General features: G+C 28.8%; 16 protein-coding genes, 1 tRNA gene and 2 pseudogenes. 6 read left to right on the top strand and 13 right to left on the bottom strand.

Going from position 1 to position 15934, the window contains the following annotated elements:
- Positions 1 to 144 precede the first annotated feature (144 nt).
- A tRNA-Glu gene (locus tag BGS40_RS00750) sits at positions 145 to 219 on the top strand.
- Positions 220 to 354: 135 nt separating this feature from the next.
- Here the strand turns inward: BGS40_RS00750 and BGS40_RS00745 are convergent.
- On the bottom strand, positions 355 to 537 hold the full coding sequence (locus tag BGS40_RS00745; RefSeq protein ID WP_002878044.1) for a hypothetical protein: 183 nt from the start codon (positions 535 to 537) through the stop codon (positions 355 to 357).
- Between the two features lie 269 nt (positions 538 to 806).
- On the opposite strand from BGS40_RS00745, the gene sodB reads away from it, so the two are divergent.
- The 3 genes from sodB (at position 807) to BGS40_RS00730 (ending at position 2226) form a co-directional block, all read left to right on the top strand.
- The gene (gene sodB / locus BGS40_RS00740; RefSeq protein ID WP_096738231.1) at positions 807 to 1469 is read left to right on the top strand and encodes a superoxide dismutase [Fe]; all 663 of its coding nucleotides are present in this window, start codon (positions 807 to 809) and stop codon (positions 1467 to 1469) included.
- Positions 1470 to 1536: 67 nt separating this feature from the next.
- On the top strand, positions 1537 to 1722 hold the full coding sequence (locus BGS40_RS00735; RefSeq protein WP_087691761.1) for a hypothetical protein: 186 nt from the start codon (positions 1537 to 1539) through the stop codon (positions 1720 to 1722).
- A gap of 141 nt (positions 1723 to 1863) precedes the next feature.
- Positions 1864 to 2226, top strand: a complete 363-nt coding sequence (locus BGS40_RS00730; RefSeq protein WP_096738230.1) for a hypothetical protein — start codon at positions 1864 to 1866, stop codon at positions 2224 to 2226.
- A gap of 12 nt (positions 2227 to 2238) precedes the next feature.
- On the opposite strand, the gene BGS40_RS00725 is transcribed toward BGS40_RS00730, so the two are convergent.
- The 5 genes and pseudogenes from BGS40_RS00725 to BGS40_RS00705 form a co-directional block, all read right to left on the bottom strand.
- Positions 2239 to 3444, bottom strand: coding sequence for a saccharopine dehydrogenase family protein (locus BGS40_RS00725; RefSeq protein WP_096738229.1), 1206 nt, complete (start codon positions 3442 to 3444; stop codon positions 2239 to 2241).
- A 35-nt stretch (positions 3445 to 3479) separates the two neighbouring features.
- Positions 3480 to 4388 (bottom strand): ABC transporter ATP-binding protein, encoded by a 909-nt coding sequence (locus BGS40_RS00720; RefSeq protein ID WP_072223564.1) that lies wholly within the window; start codon positions 4386 to 4388, stop codon positions 3480 to 3482.
- Positions 4372 to 5988, bottom strand: a complete 1617-nt coding sequence (locus tag BGS40_RS00715) for an ABC transporter permease (RefSeq protein ID WP_096738228.1) — start codon at positions 5986 to 5988, stop codon at positions 4372 to 4374. Before BGS40_RS00715 ends, BGS40_RS00720 begins: the two co-directional genes overlap by 17 nt.
- The gene (locus tag BGS40_RS00710) at positions 5988 to 6992 is read right to left on the bottom strand and encodes a Fe(3+) ABC transporter substrate-binding protein (RefSeq protein WP_070306468.1); all 1005 of its coding nucleotides are present in this window, start codon (positions 6990 to 6992) and stop codon (positions 5988 to 5990) included. Before BGS40_RS00710 ends, BGS40_RS00715 begins: the two co-directional genes overlap by 1 nt.
- Positions 6989 to 7119 (bottom strand): annotated as a pseudogene (locus BGS40_RS00705) (hypothetical protein). The gene BGS40_RS00710 and the pseudogene BGS40_RS00705 overlap by 4 nt, the downstream one beginning before the upstream one ends.
- A gap of 190 nt (positions 7120 to 7309) precedes the next feature.
- Here BGS40_RS00705 and BGS40_RS00700 point away from each other — a divergent pair.
- Entirely contained in the window at positions 7310 to 8512 is a 1203-nt protein-coding gene (locus BGS40_RS00700; RefSeq protein WP_087704683.1) for a putative transporter, read from the top strand.
- Here BGS40_RS00700 and BGS40_RS00695 read toward each other — a convergent pair.
- Positions 8509 to 9640: pseudogene (locus BGS40_RS00695) on the bottom strand (MFS transporter). The gene BGS40_RS00700 and the pseudogene BGS40_RS00695 sit on opposite strands and share 4 nt — an antisense overlap.
- Before the next feature lie 125 nt (positions 9641 to 9765).
- On the opposite strand from BGS40_RS00695, the gene BGS40_RS00690 reads away from it, so the two are divergent.
- Complete coding sequence (locus tag BGS40_RS00690) at positions 9766 to 11124, top strand: hemolysin family protein (protein ID WP_002869507.1); 1359 nt, start codon at positions 9766 to 9768, stop codon at positions 11122 to 11124.
- A 12-nt stretch (positions 11125 to 11136) separates the two neighbouring features.
- On the opposite strand, the gene BGS40_RS00685 is transcribed toward BGS40_RS00690, so the two are convergent.
- The 6 genes from BGS40_RS00685 to BGS40_RS00660 all read right to left on the bottom strand — a co-directional run bounded on the left by BGS40_RS00685 (position 11137) and on the right by BGS40_RS00660 (position 15933).
- Positions 11137 to 12321, bottom strand: a complete 1185-nt coding sequence (locus BGS40_RS00685; protein ID WP_096738227.1) for a metallophosphoesterase — start codon at positions 12319 to 12321, stop codon at positions 11137 to 11139.
- 9 nt (positions 12322 to 12330) lie between these two features.
- Entirely contained in the window at positions 12331 to 12540 is a 210-nt protein-coding gene (locus BGS40_RS00680; protein ID WP_052794263.1) for an alkylphosphonate utilization protein, read from the bottom strand.
- Positions 12533 to 13252: a TerC family protein gene (locus BGS40_RS00675; protein WP_096738226.1), complete on the bottom strand. Its 720-nt coding sequence runs from the start codon at positions 13250 to 13252 to the stop codon at positions 12533 to 12535. Before BGS40_RS00675 ends, BGS40_RS00680 begins: the two co-directional genes overlap by 8 nt.
- A gap of 71 nt (positions 13253 to 13323) precedes the next feature.
- Positions 13324 to 13890, bottom strand: coding sequence for a phosphoribosylglycinamide formyltransferase (gene purN, locus BGS40_RS00670; RefSeq protein WP_086031996.1), 567 nt, complete (start codon positions 13888 to 13890; stop codon positions 13324 to 13326).
- Complete coding sequence (locus tag BGS40_RS00665) at positions 13881 to 15251, bottom strand: NAD(P)H-hydrate dehydratase (RefSeq protein WP_086031995.1); 1371 nt, start codon at positions 15249 to 15251, stop codon at positions 13881 to 13883. The genes purN and BGS40_RS00665 overlap by 10 nt, the downstream gene beginning before the upstream one ends.
- Positions 15235 to 15933: an NYN domain-containing protein gene (locus tag BGS40_RS00660; protein WP_044260743.1), complete on the bottom strand. Its 699-nt coding sequence runs from the start codon at positions 15931 to 15933 to the stop codon at positions 15235 to 15237. The genes BGS40_RS00665 and BGS40_RS00660 overlap by 17 nt, the downstream gene beginning before the upstream one ends.
- Position 15934: the final 1 nt, after the last annotated feature.

Genomic DNA, 15934 nt, shown 5'->3' with positions numbered 1-15934 from the left:
AAATCCTAAAATTTTATAAAAAATTGAAGATGAAATTATAATCAAACAAAGATAAAAATCACATAATTTTGATATATTTAATTAAATTTTAAGAAATAAATATATATAATTCAACTTCATTTTTATTTTTTATTCCTTAAAAGTGGCCCATTCGTCTAGCGGTTAGGACATCGCCCTTTCACGGCGGTAACACGAGTTCGAGTCTCGTATGGGTCACCACTTTTTAATTTTTCTTTTAAAATAACGATTTTTTCATTTTTTCTATTAAAATTTAATAAATATTAATAATTTATTTTGTAGAATACGAATAGCTTTTGATATAAGTCTATTATAGACTTATATCAAGGCTGGGCATTATTGAGCTGGTGTTTGCTCTTTTGTTTTTTTGTGAGTTTTAGCTTCATGTTTTTTATCAGCTTTAGCTTTTGAATGATGAGCTTTTGTATGTGTTTGATTCACATCGCTTGGAGTATTAGCTGCAAAAACATTAGCTGTGAAAGCACCTAGTAATGCTGAGATTAGTACAACTTTTTTCATATTTTCCTCCTTATGAATAATTTTTAGTTGCAAATTAATTGTAATTATTAAAAATCAACAAATAGATATTTTTTGTAAAAATATTTCAAAAAAAATATAATTTTTTTATATATATTTAAATTATTATTAAAATATATTATAAATGTATCTTATTTTATTTAGGTTAAATAAATAGAAATTTTACCCACTGAGCTTTTAAGATATTTTTACTCTTTTTAATATTATTATGGTAATATTTTCAATATCAAACTAAAAACAAAGGAGAAATTATGTTTGAATTAAGAAAATTACCTTATGATACCAATGCTTTTGGTGATTTTTTGAGTGCTGAAACTTTTAATTACCATCATGGAAAACATCTCAATACTTATGTTACAAATCTGAATAATCTTATTAAAGATACTGAATTTGTAGGCAAAGATCTTGTAAGTATTATCAAAACTTCAAATGGGGGAGTATTTAATAACGCAGCTCAAGTTTATAATCATGATTTTTATTTTGATTGCATTAAACCAAGTACAGGCTGTGGTTGTGGCGGTTTATGTCAAAGTATAGATGCTAATTTACAAGCGGCACTAGAAAAAGAATTTGGATCTTTAGAAAATTTCAAAGCTGAATTCATCAAAGGTGCTACAGGAGTTTTTGGTTCAGGATGGTTTTGGTTAGTTTATAATACTAAAAATCAAAAACTAGAATTTGTAGGTACTTCAAATGCAGCTACACCAATTACCGAAGATAAAGTTCCTTTACTTGTTGTAGATGTTTGGGAACATGCTTATTATGTAGATCATCGCAATGCACGCCCTGCTTATTTAGAGAAATTCTATGCTCATATTAATTGGGAATTTGTTGCAAAAGCTTATGAATGGGCTTTAAAAGAAGGCATGGGATCAGTTAGCTTTTATGCAAACGAACTTCACCCTGTAAAATAATTTTAATTCTTTTTGTGTTAGAATGAATTTTGGCTTAATGTCAAAATTCTACACAAAAAGGGCAAAAATGGATAATTCTTTATCTGCATATACTCAAAAATATGACAAAGAAGGTTATGGACTTCAATATCCTGATGGTCATGTTATAAGATTTTACGAGAGAATCTTAAAATACAAACTAAGCAAAACAAGTGGAAAATTGCTTGATTTTGGTTGTGGAAATGGAGTGCATTCTAGGTATTTAAAAATATAACCGGGGTGGGGTATAGAGCCTTATGGTATTGATATAGTTTCTAGTTTAAAAAAGGTTTGGGAAAAAGATCCTTGCTTAGATTCTAAAAATTTTCACATCATATCTCCTGATTCTAGTTTTAAAAAACTCTTCAATATAAAAATGGATTTTATATTTGCAAATCAAAGCTTATATTATCTTACAAAACAAGCTTTTAAAGAAACTGTGCAAGAATTTTATAAACTATGTAATGAAGAAGCTGTTGTATTTGCAACCATGATGAGTGATAAAGGCTATAGTATGTATGAAAGAGGAGAGCTTATGGATAATGGCTTATGTGAAGCAAAAGGATGTCCAAGTGGTAGATTGAGTGGTTCTTCATATATACGCTTTATTAAAAACATAGAAGAATTAAAAGAAGATTTTAAACCTTTTAAACATTTATTTTTGGGAGATTATGAATTAATTAATCTGTATAATTTTGAAGGCAGTGTGGAGCACTTTATTTATATAGGACAAAAGTAAGTGTTTTAGCACTTACTCCCCTAAACTCGGAGTCATTTCGATAATCTTCCAAGGAAGTCCTTGAGAATTCAGCTCTTCCATAAAAGGCTTAGCGTCAAATTCTTCCATATTAAATACGCCTTTTCCTTGCCAAATTCCTTTAGCGATTAATTTCGTGCCTATCATAGCGGGAACACCTGTAGTATAGCTCACAGCTTGTGCACCAGTTTCTTTATAGCATTCTTCGTGATTGCAAACATTATAAATATAAACTTGTTTGTCTTTTCCATCTTTTTTACCACGAATCACACAACCTATATTGGTATAACCTTTAGTGCGTGGTCCTAAACTTGCAGGATCAGGAAGCAAGGTTTTTAAAAATTCTATAGGAATGATTTCTTTACCTTGGTGTATCACAGGTTTAATCCCTAGCATTCCAACATTTTCAAGACATTTCATGTGAGTTAAATAACTTTGTCCAAAAGTCATAAAAAAGCGTATTCTTTTTAAACCTTTGATATTTTTTACCAAGCTTTCAAGTTCTTCATGATAAAGCAAATAGCTATCTTTCACTCCTACTTCTGGATAATTCCACTCCATTTTTATTTCCATCGGTTCTGTTTCTATCCACTTGCCATTTTCCCAATAACGCCCTTTAGCAGAAACCTCACGCAGATTGATTTCAGGGTTAAAATTCGTCGCAAAAGCATAGCCATGATCACCTGCATTGCAATCTAAAATATCTATATAAGAAATTTCATCAAATAAATTTTGCTGTGCATAAGCACAAAAAACATTAGTTACACCAGGATCAAATCCACTTCCTAAAAGTCCTAAAATTCCTGCTTGTTTAAACTCATCATTTCTCGCCCATTGCTCTTTGTATTCAAATTTAGCCAAATCAGGATGTTCATAATTTGCCGTATCTATATAATCAATCCCTGCTTTTATACAAGCATCCATTAAACTCAAATCTTGATAAGGCAAAGCAACATTGAGTAAAATTTGCGCTCCTGTTTTCTTGATAAGTTCTACAACTGCATTGCTATCATCAGCATCAATTTGCGCTGTTTCAATTTGAACCCCTAAACGCTCTTTGATAAAAGCAGCGATTTCATCACATTTGCTTTTTGTTCTACTAGCTAAAGTAATTTTACTAAAAGTATCAGAATTCATTGTGCATTTTACAGTAGCCACACGACTTACCCCACCTGCGCCTATGATTAAAAGATTTTTCATGAAATTTGTCCTTAAAAGATTTTTAGGAATTTTAGCTAAAAATTGATAATATCAAAATTTATTTTTTCTTCTAAGTTATAATTTGAGCTTAATAACATAAAAAATTCTATATTTTTATATCTTAACTTAAGTCTATAAAAAGCCCCTAAAAATTCTTTTTGTAAAATTTTAGCCTCAAAACGATTTCCTATTTTAAGCTCTGCATAACCAAAAATATAATTTTTTGAAGCTATCCAAGCAAAAAATTCATCTTCTAAATCAAGTTTTTCTTCTATGATATTTAAATCAGGTAAAATTTGCGCACTTTTAAAATCAGGCTTAAAATAAAGCTCTTTAGGATTTGCATGAGCTAAAATTTTTCCTTTTTCTAAAAAAGCGATTTGATCAGACATACAATAAGCATCTTCAATATCATGAGTTACCATAATAGCCGTAATGCCTTGATTTTCTATCATTTTTTTCAATTCTCTTCTTAAATCTTGTTTTAAATTTTGATCCAAATTAGAAAAAGGTTCATCTAAAAGCAAAAGCTTACATCCTCTTGCTATAGCTCTAGCAAAAGCCACTCTTTGCGCTTGCCCTCCTGAAATTTCATCGATTTTTTTATATCTTAAATCTTCAATTTCAAAAGTTTTAAGCAAATGATTTAAAATTTGATTTTTATCTTTTTTATCATAAAGTGCAAAAAGTATGTTTTTTTCAACATTTAAATGAGGAAATAAAGCATAATTTTGAAACATCAAAGCCACTTCACCTTTGCAAGAAAACAAATCATAAGAACTAGCTTGTTCAAGCTTAGCAATAATCCTTAAAAGCGTGCTTTTTCCGCTTCCACTACCCCCTAAAATGCTTAAAAATTCTCCTTCTTTGACATGAAGATTGATATTTTCTAAAGCTTGTATTTTTCCAAAATTTTTAGATAAATTTTTAATTTCTAACATCATCTTTCCTTGTGATTTTATCCATCCAAACAACAACCATTAAAGAAAGAAAAACGATAAATAAGGAAGGTAAAGCTGCATCATAAATTCTTTCATCACTTGCAAACCAGAAAGCTTTAACACTTAAAGTTTCAAAGCCAAAAGGTGCTAAAATTCTACTTAAAGGAAGTTCTTTAATCGTATCAATAAAAACAATAATAAAAGCCAAAAATAAAAAATGTTTCATTAAAGGTGTGTGAATTTTAAAAAATAAAATAAAATAACTCGTTCTTAAATTTAAACTTGCCTCATCAATATTTAGATGAATTTTATTATATCCTCCTTCTAAAGAATAAATTGCACTCGCTAAAAAACGAATTATATAAGCAAAAATAAGAACAAATAAAGAATTTCCCAATAAACTCATGTGAAAAATTTTATCCAAAAATACAAAAAGCACTATAATGCTAATTCCTAAAGCAGCAGCAGGTATAGAATAACCCAAAGAACTTATTTTTAAAATAAATAAATTAAAAAAATGATTTTTAACTATCCTAGAACTAAACATCAAAAAATAAGCTAAAAAAGTGGTAATTAAAGCAGTGATTAAAGCTAAGATTATAGTTTTAAAACTGATAATATAAAATTGTGATTCAAAAAGCTTATGATCTTTTAGCCCCCAATAAACTAGCCAAATAAAAGGTAAAATAAAACCTACAAAAGCAATCATAAAACAATAAATACAGGATAGAATTTGTTTAATAGGATTTAATTTTCTTTTTTTGATAAAAAGAGTTAAATTTTGATTAAAACTATAATGATGTTTATTTTTATAATAAAAATCCACATACATAATCAAAAATACAAAAAGCATTAAAATACCCGATAAAACACTAGAAGAATAAGAATCATTCAAATCATACCAGAGTTTAAAAATTCCAGCCGAAAAAGTATCCACTCCCAAATAAGCACTTGCACCATAATCACTCAAAGTTTCCATTAAAACCAATAAAGTTCCAGAAAAAATGGCAGGTCTTGCACTCAAAAGTGCCACGCGTGTAAAAATTCTAAATTCAGAATATTTCATGATTTTAACTACTTCATAAGCCTCTTTGGCTTCACTTTTAAAAGCTGTTTTAGCAAATAAATAAATATAAGGATATAAAGAAATAGACAAAACAAAAATAACACCATAATGATTGAAAAAATCTATCCTAAAGCCAAAATTTTCGTGAAAAAATCCTTGAAAATCCATAATTCCTACATAAACAAAGGCTAAAATATAAGCAGGTATAGCCAAGGGTAAAATGAGTAATTTTTCTAAAATTTTACAGAAATAAAAATCATAATTTGCGATTAAATAAGCAGAACTCACACCCAAAATCAAGCTCAAACACAATACTCCCATGCTAATTATAAAAGTATCTTTGATGAATTTTAAAAATAAATAATCAAAAAAATGACTCAAATTTTCTTTAATAGATGAAAATTGGGTTAAATCACTTGCATTAAAATTTTGAAATAAAATATAAAAAAGTTCAGCAAAAATACCAAAAATAGGCAAAGCAAGAAAAAGGGCAAGTAAAATTGCCCAGAGTTTATAGTATTTTAGGGATTTATACATTATCTAAAACCGACTTCATCGTAAATTTTAACAGCTTCTTTAATATTTTCTGCTATCTTACTCACAGGGATTTGATCTTCTTTGAAAGTTCCAAAATCTTTTACAGTTTGGCTTAATTCTACATCATTTCTTATAGGAAATTCATAATTACTATCAGTAAGAATTTTTTGAATTTCAGGACTTAACATAAATTCCATAAATTTTTTAGCCGCATCTTGATTTTTACTTGATTTTGTCATGGCAATACCGCTAATGTTAATATGCGTTCCTCTATTGTCTTGATTAGGAAAAATAATACCCAAAGAATTTCCAATTTCTACATCTTTTGGATTTTTAGAATTCTTTAAAAGCCCTATATAATAAGTATTCATAACTGCAAATTTAGCTTTGCCTGCAAATACTTGTCTGGCTTGATCTCTATCTCCACCCTTTGGATTTGTCGCAAGATTTTCAAGCACACCTTTAGCCCATGCTTTAGCCTCTTTATTTCCGTCATTAGCTATAATAGATGCTAAAAGAGTTTTGCTATAAGGAGCTGTAGCACTTCTCATAACAATTTCTCCTTTAAATTCAGCTTTTGCTAAATCTTCATAATTTTTCATTTTGCTAATGTCGATATTTGAGTTTTTATTGTAAGCAATAATTCTTGCTCTTTTTGTAATCGCAAACCATTCTTTATCCTTATCTCTTAAATGAGCAGGTATAAATTCTTCTAAATATTTTGATGAAACAGGAGATAAAAGTCCTAAATTTTTAGCTTCTGTAAGATTTGAAATATCAGCTGTGATGAAAATATCAGCAGGAGAATTACTTCCTTCAAGAGAAAGCCTTTTAATAAGTTCTGAAGCTTTAGCTTGAGTATGATTGACCTTAATGCCTGTTTTTTCTTCGAATTTTTTTATGATTTCAAAATCAGCATCATAATGTCTTGCTGAGTAAATATTAAGCTCACTAGCACCTAAAAATGAAACAGCTGTTAAAAACATAAAGAAGATTTTTTTCATATTTTATCCTTTATTGAGAATTATACTCGGTCTTATTGAGATCTTTAAAATCAGTATGAGAATGTTCAGAACAAGCAAAAGCAAAGCCAATGCATAATAAAAATAAAATTATTTTTTTCATAGACATTAATTCCTTTTAGATATTTTGATAAGAAATATTAATATTAAAAAGTAAATATGACCTAATCTTTATATTTTTATATTTCTTTAAAGAATAAAGAGATTTATTTTTGATACATGTGTTGATAAATTTATGTTTTTAATAAACTCTTGATTAAATAAAGTTGATTAAAATTTTTCTTTTAAAAGGTGGTAGCATGTTTTCTTCATTTTTTGCAAGTAAAAAATGGGCTTTATGGGCTTATTTAGGACTTTTTTTACTCTTATTTTTTCTTTTCATTCAAACAAGTCTTAATGTTGCTATAAATTCATGGTATAGTGATTTTTATAATGTCTTGCAAAAACCTAAAATAGAAATTTTAGATTCAAATTTAACACAAAAAATAGACACTAATTTCGAAAATAATGCCACTTTAATCCAAGAGGCTAATCAAAGAGCCGAGCAAAATTTCCAAAAAGCTAATTTTATCAATAAAGGCGCATTGTATTATTATCAAAATTTATTAGAATATTTTTTCAACTCTAGGGCTATGATTGAAAAGCTAAATTATTCAGCAAATGATTTTTATGCTTTGATTTTAGTTTTTTTGGCTATTGCTATTCCTTATGTTTTAATCGCTACGATTAATATCTATTTTGCTAGTGTCTATGCTTTTAAGTGGCGTGAGGCTATGACTTTTTCTTATTTAAAATTTTGGAAAAATAAAGATGACAATATAGAAGGAAGTTCGCAAAGAATTCAAGAAGATACTTATAATTTTTCCAAAATCGTAGAGAGTTTAGGACTTAGTTTTATAAAAGCTTTGATGACCCTTGTAGCATTTATTCCGATTTTATGGAGTTTAAGTGATGTTGTGAGTAAAGCTTTATTTGCAAATTTAAGCGAAAATTCTTCTTTTTATTTTTTAAAAAACATTGATGGTTTACTTGTTTATATTGCACTTTTGATTTCTTTAGGAGGCTTGGTTGTGTCATGGTTTGTAGGTATTAAGCTTCCCGGACTTGAATATAACAATCAAAAAGCTGAAGCAGCTTTTAGAAAAGAGCTTGTTTATGCTGAGGATAATCGCAAAGAATACGCTAAAAATGAGACTATGATAGAGCTTTTTACAGGGCTTAAATTTAACTATAAAAGACTTTTTTTACATTATGGATATTTTAATATTTGGCTCATTTTATTTGAGCAAATGATAGTTATAGTGCCATTTTTAATCATGGCACCAGGGCTTTTTGCTGGAGCTATAGGACTTGGTATTGTAATGCAGATTAATAATGCTTTTGATCAAGTGCGAAGCTCTTTTAGTGTTTTTATCACAAACTGGACAACTATCACTCAACTTAGAAGTATATATAAGCGTTTAAAGGAATTTGAGAAAAACATAGCTTATAAAGAACATTAGTGCCTATAAAAATATCTAAATTTGATAAAAACAAGTAAAGCAATAAAAAGCAAAGAGGCTGTGAATATACATAAAAATTCCCAGCCAAAACTTTCATAATAAAAACTTGGTAATACAGAACCTATAGCACCCCCACTGTAATAAAATGCTAAGTATAGCCCATTTGCCAATCCTTTTTTATTGGTAGATGAATTTAAAAGTCCTGAAAATATGCAATGACTGATAAACATTCCGCTACAAAACACAAACATGGCAAAAAATGTGAAGTAAAAATTATTTATTAACATACAAAAACAACCTGTAATAAAAACAACAAAACCAAAAATGGCTGTACGAATTTTTGAACCAAAAAAAGCTATAGTTTTTCCTATAAGTAGGGAGCTAATAACTCCTGTTAAAAAGCCCAAATAAACAAGTCCAATTTGTGTTTGTGTTATATTGGCTACACTTTCTTTTAAATGGAAAGGTAAAAAACTTACTATGCTTTGAAAGGAAAAAAAGATGATAAAAACACAGGATAAAATCACTATAAATTTAACCTCTTTAATAAAAGGTAAAAAATCTTTTAGTGAAATTTGCGTATTTAAATTGGTGCAGTGTTCTTTAAAAAATAAAAACAAAAAACCAGAACAAAGCATTAAAATAGCAAAAAAATTTAAAGCAAAATGCCAAGAAAAAAGATCACTTAAAAAGCTCCCAAACACTCTACCGACAAAACCTCCAAAAGTTGTAGCACCTACATAAATTGCTATATTTTTTTGTATATTTTCATTTTCTAAACGACTAAGTAAGGTAAGAAGTGCTGTAAGTATAGCAGGTATGCAAAGAGCTTGTAAAAATCTAAAGAAAAGAAAAAAATAAAAATTATTGCTTAAATTTCCGATGATTCCAAAAAATGCACACATAAACAAAGAAAAAATAAGAATTTTTTTTTAAGGAAAAAATTTCAAGCAAATATCCATAAATTAAAGGAGCTACAGCCAAAGGAATGAGTGTGATACTAATCACCCAAGAAATTTGATGCAAACTCACATTAAAATAATTAGAAAGTAAAGGAGTTATAGGTTGTGGAGCATAAACGATAGCTAAGGTTAATAGGGCGCAAAAAATAATTAAAATTTTTAGTATTTTCATAATTTTAATTAAACTATAGCAAAAATTAAAGTTTAATTAAAAGAGTCTTTTAAGCAAAAATTTTACTTTTAATTGTGTATAATAAGGTTCAATAATATTTTATTTCTTAAGGAGCTTCATTGGACCCCAGTCAGGTTTTGGATTTAAACCAAACTTCTACAGCATCTTTTGATGCAGGATATTCTATGCTTATGGTTGTTGTTGCACTTGCTCTAGTGTTTTTAAATGGTTTTTTTGTTTTGTCTGAATTTAGTATTGTTAAAGTACGTCGTTCCAAGCTTGAAGAGATGGTAAAAGAAAAAAAAGCTGGTGCCAAGAAAGCTTTGGAGGTTACTTCAAGGCTTGATACGTATCTTAGTGCTTGTCAATTAGGAATTACTTTAAGTTCTCTAGCTCTTGGTTGGATAGGTGAGCCTGCTATTGCAAAAATGCTAGAAATTCCGCTTATTAATCTTGGTTTTAGCACTGTTATTATCCATACTATAGCTTTCATTATTGCTTTTAGCATTATTACTCTTTTACATGTGGTTTTAGGAGAACTTGTGCCGAAAAGTATAGCTATTGCAGTTGCAGATAAAGCGGTTTTATTTATAGCTAGACCGCTTCATTGGTTTTGGATGCTTTTTTTGCCTTGTATTAAAATTTTCGATTTTTTAGCAGCTATAAGTTTGAAACTTTTTGGAATAAAACCTGCTAAAGAAAGCGAGCTAACTCATAGCGAAGAAGAAATTAAAATCATAGCAAGTGAGAGTCAAAAAGGTGGAGTTTTAGATGAATTTGAAACAGAGATCATACGCAATGCTGTTGATTTTTCAGATACTGTTGCTAAAGAGATTATGACTCCTAGAAAAGATATGATTTGTCTAAATAAACAAAAAAGTTACGAAGAAAATATGCAAATCATTTGTGAGCATAAACATACTCGCTTTCCTTATATTGATGGTTCTAAAGATACTATTTTAGGTATGATACACATACGAGATATAATACAAAATGAATTAAACCATAAAAGTCAAAATTTAGATACTTTTGTTAAACCTTTGATTTTGGTTCCTGAAAATATCAGCATTTCAAAAGTACTTGTAATGATGAATAAAGAACGCTCTCATACTGCATTAGTAGTTGATGAGTATGGTGGAACTGCTGGAATTTTAACCATGGAAGATATCATGGAAGAAATTATTGGCGAAATTAAAAGCGAGCATGAAGAAGACAGCTATAAAAAACTTGCTGAAAATATCTATGAATTTCAAGGACGATGCGATATAGAAACTGTTGAAGAAATGCTTGTAATAAACTATGATGAGGATTTAGAACAAGTTACTATAGGTGGTTATGTATTTAATCTTTTAGGACGCTTGCCTATGGTAGGAGATCGCATTGAAGATGAACTTTGTTACTATGAAGTTAAAAAAATGGATGGGAATTCTATAGAGCGTGTTAAGGTGGTTAAAAAAACAAATAAAGATGAAGAATAAGCCTCTTTAGGCTTATTTCTTTTTGTAAATTTGGTTTTTAATTTCTATACACTCAAAACCTTTTTCATCTAGTGTAACTACGCGTAAATATCCACCATCATCTATTTTACCCTCGCATAAAAATACTCTTTTGGCTATTTTCATAGGAAGTTTTTCTTTATTTCTGTGTCCAAAGATTTGATAAAGATTGTCCGAGGTGAAATTACAAAATTGATTTGCTACTTTTTGACTGTCTTCATATCCACCTACACCATAAATAAAGTCATGGCTTGGTATAAAACTTATTTTTTCAGGTTTGGAGGGTATAAAATTTACTCCTCCATGTGAACAAAATATGAATTTATTTTGGAATTTGTAGTATAAACATTCTTTTAGATGAGGATAGAGTTTTCTAGCATCTCTTGGAGTAAGTTTTTCTTTCCTAAAATCCTTTAAAGTATTTTCATTAAATTCTTTGGAATTTGACAATTCTCCATTAGCCCATTTTATAAGATGTCTTTCGTGATTTCCTTCTAATAAGCATACGTTTTCTTTTTCGCAAATTTTTAAAAGAAATTTTATTACTTTGCCATTTTCTATACCTCTGTTGATATAATCTCCCAAAAATATATAAAATTCATCTTCTTTGATTGTTTTAATGTATTCTTTTAAAACACTATAGCAACCTTGTAAATCTCCTATATGATGAATTTTTTTGTATTTGCTTAAATTTGGCATTTGGTAAAGACATTTTTTCCAGTCTCTTGAGTCTAAAATTGGGTATTTTTTTGGATTTTTTTTGAGCAAATCTTGAGTTTTTTCCAAAAGAGCATAAGGGATGATATATCCATTTTTTTTAGCTTCTAAAAGATTTTTTTCTTGACATTGTTTTAAAGAGCTATCAAAAACAATAACATATATTTTATAGCGATATTGTTTCGCTAAGTCTTTATAAATTTTTAATGTTTCGTTGTAAGCGTTTATGATGCAAAACTCACCTTTTTGCATACGCATTTCTAGAAGTTTGAGTAAAATTTTACTCAAATCTTCATCATTTTTAACATTTAAAATTTTATATTCACTGACTATATTTTTGACGCTTCCTGATAAAAGACGCAAAGCATTTAAATCAAGTGTATAATTTTGAAGTTTATTATTTTTGATAAATTCTTCTTGTCCTGCGTAATAATTCCCTCTTAAAACAAGTAAGATTCGCACATTCTTTGCCTAGATTTTCTTTAAAAATTCAGTTTTTAAAACAATAACGCCAAATTTATCTACTCTAGCTTCAATTTCACTTTCTTTAGAAGTGAGCTTAATATTTTTTATAGTAGTTCCACGTTTTAAAGTTGTGCTTGCACCTTTAACTTTAAGATCTTTTATTACACTCACGCTATCACCTGTGTTAAGTTCTATTCCATTAGCGTCTTTAGCCATTTTTTTCCTTTCTTTGATCTAAAATATTTAAAATTTGCACCACTAAAGCAAAAGCCATAGCGGTATAAATATATGCCTTATCAATATGAATATCAAAACTTTCAGCAACTAAAACTACGCCTATTAGCACCAAAAAAGCTAAGGCTAAAATTTTAATGCTTGGATATTTTTCAACAAAATCTGCTATAGGTTTAGAAGCAAAAAGCATCACAGCTACTGCGATAATAACAGCGATAATCATGATGGTTACATCTTGAGCAATTCCTACTGCGGTAATAACACTATCAAGTGAAAACACTATGTCAATCACAGCAATTTCGGTCACAACTATCCAAAGTTTATTGCTTGCTTTAAAATGACTTTGGCCTTCTTCTTGATGAGAAATTTGTTCTTTAATTTCTTTAATAGACTTTACAATCAAGAAAATCCCACCTAGTAAAAGCACTAGATCTCTTCCTGAAATTTCATTGCCCAATACACTAAACAAAGGTGTTACAAGTTTCATTACCCAAAAAAGAGATAAAAGAAGTAAAATTCTTGTAATCATTGCAAAAGCTAAACCTAAGATACGTCCTTTATCACGATGTTCATGGGGTAGTTTGCTTACTAAAATAGCTAAAAAAATGATATTATCTATCCCTAGTACAATTTCAAGAGCGCTTAAAGTAGCTAAAGTAATCCAAGCATCAATACTAAATATCCATTCAAACATAAATTTCCTTGAAAATTTTAAAATTTTTTAAAGCGATATTTTATAGTTTTAAAGCAAATACCTTTAATTCTTTAAGAAAAAATTTCAATCACACTTAAGGGTAAAATTTCATGTTCTAGGCTATGGATTTTTTTTTCAAATTCTTCAAAACTCAAATTTCTTTTTTCAAAAGCTTTTTGAGCGATAATCATTCCACCATCAAGTTCTTCATTGACCCAATGCACACTGACTCCAGCCACTTTCATATCACTTTCATAACTTTCTTTAATAGCATGTGCTCCTTTAAAAAGTGGCAATAAAGAAGGATGAAGGTTAATTGCCTTAATATTTTTTGTAAAAACAGGACTTAAAATTCTCATAAAACCTGCCAATACAGTAAGATTTGCTCCACTTTCTTTGATTTTTTGTACCAAAATCGTATCAAATTCTTCACGAGTATTATAAGCCTTATGATCAATAATTACAGTATTAAGACCAAATTTTTTTGCTCTTTGTATACCAAAAGCATCTTTTTTATTGCAAAGGCAAAGTACTACTTCATAGGTATTTTCCCCTATAGTTTTTTTATGAAGTTTTTCTAAAATATTTTCTAAATTACTCCCATTTCCGCTAAAAAGCACGGCTAATTTTACAAGCATTTTAACCCTTTGATAAGTTTTAAAGCGTCAAAGCTATTTTTATTAAATTTATATTTTTTTGCAACAAGTCCATGAGCTAAAGTAGCATTTTTTGCTGCTTCTAAAGCACTAAAACCAAAACCCAAATGCGCAGCAATCATTCCACTTAAAACATCTCCACTCCCACCTTTAGCTAAGGCTTGATTTCCTAAATTTACAACAAATAATTTTTCTTTTTGCACAATAATAGGATTTGCCCCTTTTAAAACAAGAACACAATCATAATTTTGCGAAAATTTTCTAGCGTAAAAAAAGCGATTTTTTTGCAATGTTTCTATATCTAAATCCTTATCAAAGCACATTTTATAAAGTCTTATAAATTCTTTTGGATGAGGGGTTATAACAACATCTTTTCTGTTTAAATACCAAAGCAAAGCTTCACTTAAAAAACAATTTGCATCCAAGATCAAAGGAGTGTTTTGCAAAATTTCATCTTTTAGGAAATCCAAATTTTCAAGCCCCATGCCTAAAGCAATAGCACTTGCATTATTTTCAATTTTTTCTTTTGACATCAAAAGAGGCGAGAAGCTTTTTTGTGCTACTAAAGAAACAAGACCTGCTCCAAAATTTAAGGCACCAAGTCCTGCTAAAGTTCCAGCGCTTGCATTGGCAACTATATAAATATGGCCAAAATTTCCTTTATTGGCATTGATTTTTCTATCTATAATTTTTAAATCTTTTTTTTCAAGCAAAAAAGCTTGAGAATTAGGGTGAAATTTCTTAGAGCTAATGCCTAAATTGGCTATTTTAATCTTTCCTACAAATTCCTTAGCAAAATCCTCAAATAAAATTTCCTTTAAAGCTCCCATACAAAGTGTAATATCAGCTTTAAAACAAGGATAAAATCCCAAATTTGTAGGTATATCACAAGCTATTTTTAAAGCCTTGCTTTGATTAACTTTTTGAATTATTAAACTTGTTTTTTCATCTAAACAACGATTTGAACCTGTGCCTAAAATACAATCAATGATAATATGAAATTTTTTAAAATTAGGCTCTTTTTGACAAAATTTAAAAGCATAATTTTGTAAAATTTGCTCTTGTTTTTTAAAAAGAGTATTTTCTTTAAAGCCTATTTTATAAGCTTTGGTATGTTTTAAATTTCTTAAAGCCACCAAGCCATCTGAAGCATTTTTACCCCCACCTAATAAAAAAAGTATTTTTACTTTTTTAATCTTGCGTTGAATACGGATCTTTTTAGCTTCTTTTTTAATCAGTTTAGCTAAATTTAATCCCGCATTTTCCATTAAAATAAGCTCATCTAAGCCTTTATTTATAGCATTTTGTTCTAAAATTTTTATATTATCAATAATAGCTTTCATAGTCTTTTTTCACCAAAAAATATATATTTTTTTCTCTTTCTTCTTCAAATTTTTTCATTTTGGGTAAAAATTTCTGGATCAAAGCGCGAAAATTCTTAAAACCATAATTTTGCGGATGAAAATCCGAGTATTTGCGGTTCATATTAGTGCGGATTTGTGCGTATTCAGCACGCCCTTTTTCATCGATGAGTTGTTCGGTGATATTGATTAAAGCTCTTAAATAATCCTTGCTTAAAATATCTTCTTTTTTACTCTCGTCTTTATCTAAATAAAAAAATTCACTAAAAGCATTTACATAGGATTTTATAGATTTTTCAAGCCCCATTCCTATAATTTGTTTTTTATTTTCTCTTAATTTTTGAATGAGTGAAGTATAATCACTATCGCTTGAAACAATAACAAAAATGTCTATATTTTTTTCATAAAATATAGACATGATTTCAGTGATTAAATACATATCGCTTGAGTTTTTGTTGGCTGCAAAATTAAATTGTTGCATAGCGATTAAAGAATATTCAGCAATTTGCTCTCTCCAACCTTGTATATTTTTTTGAGTCCAGTCTCCATAAATGCGTTTAATGATAACTTCTCCGTAATCTGAAGCAATATCAAAAATACTTTTAGCGTATTTTGCAGGGATATTTTCTGCATCTATAAAAATAGCTATACTTTTATTTTCCATT

Origin of the sequence: Campylobacter sp. 107, assembly GCF_002383835.1 — a bacterium.
GTDB lineage: Bacteria > Campylobacterota > Campylobacteria > Campylobacterales > Campylobacteraceae > Campylobacter_D > Campylobacter_D jejuni.
The sequence above is the reverse complement of the archived record's forward strand: the minus strand, read 5'-3'. Positions and strand labels throughout refer to the sequence as shown.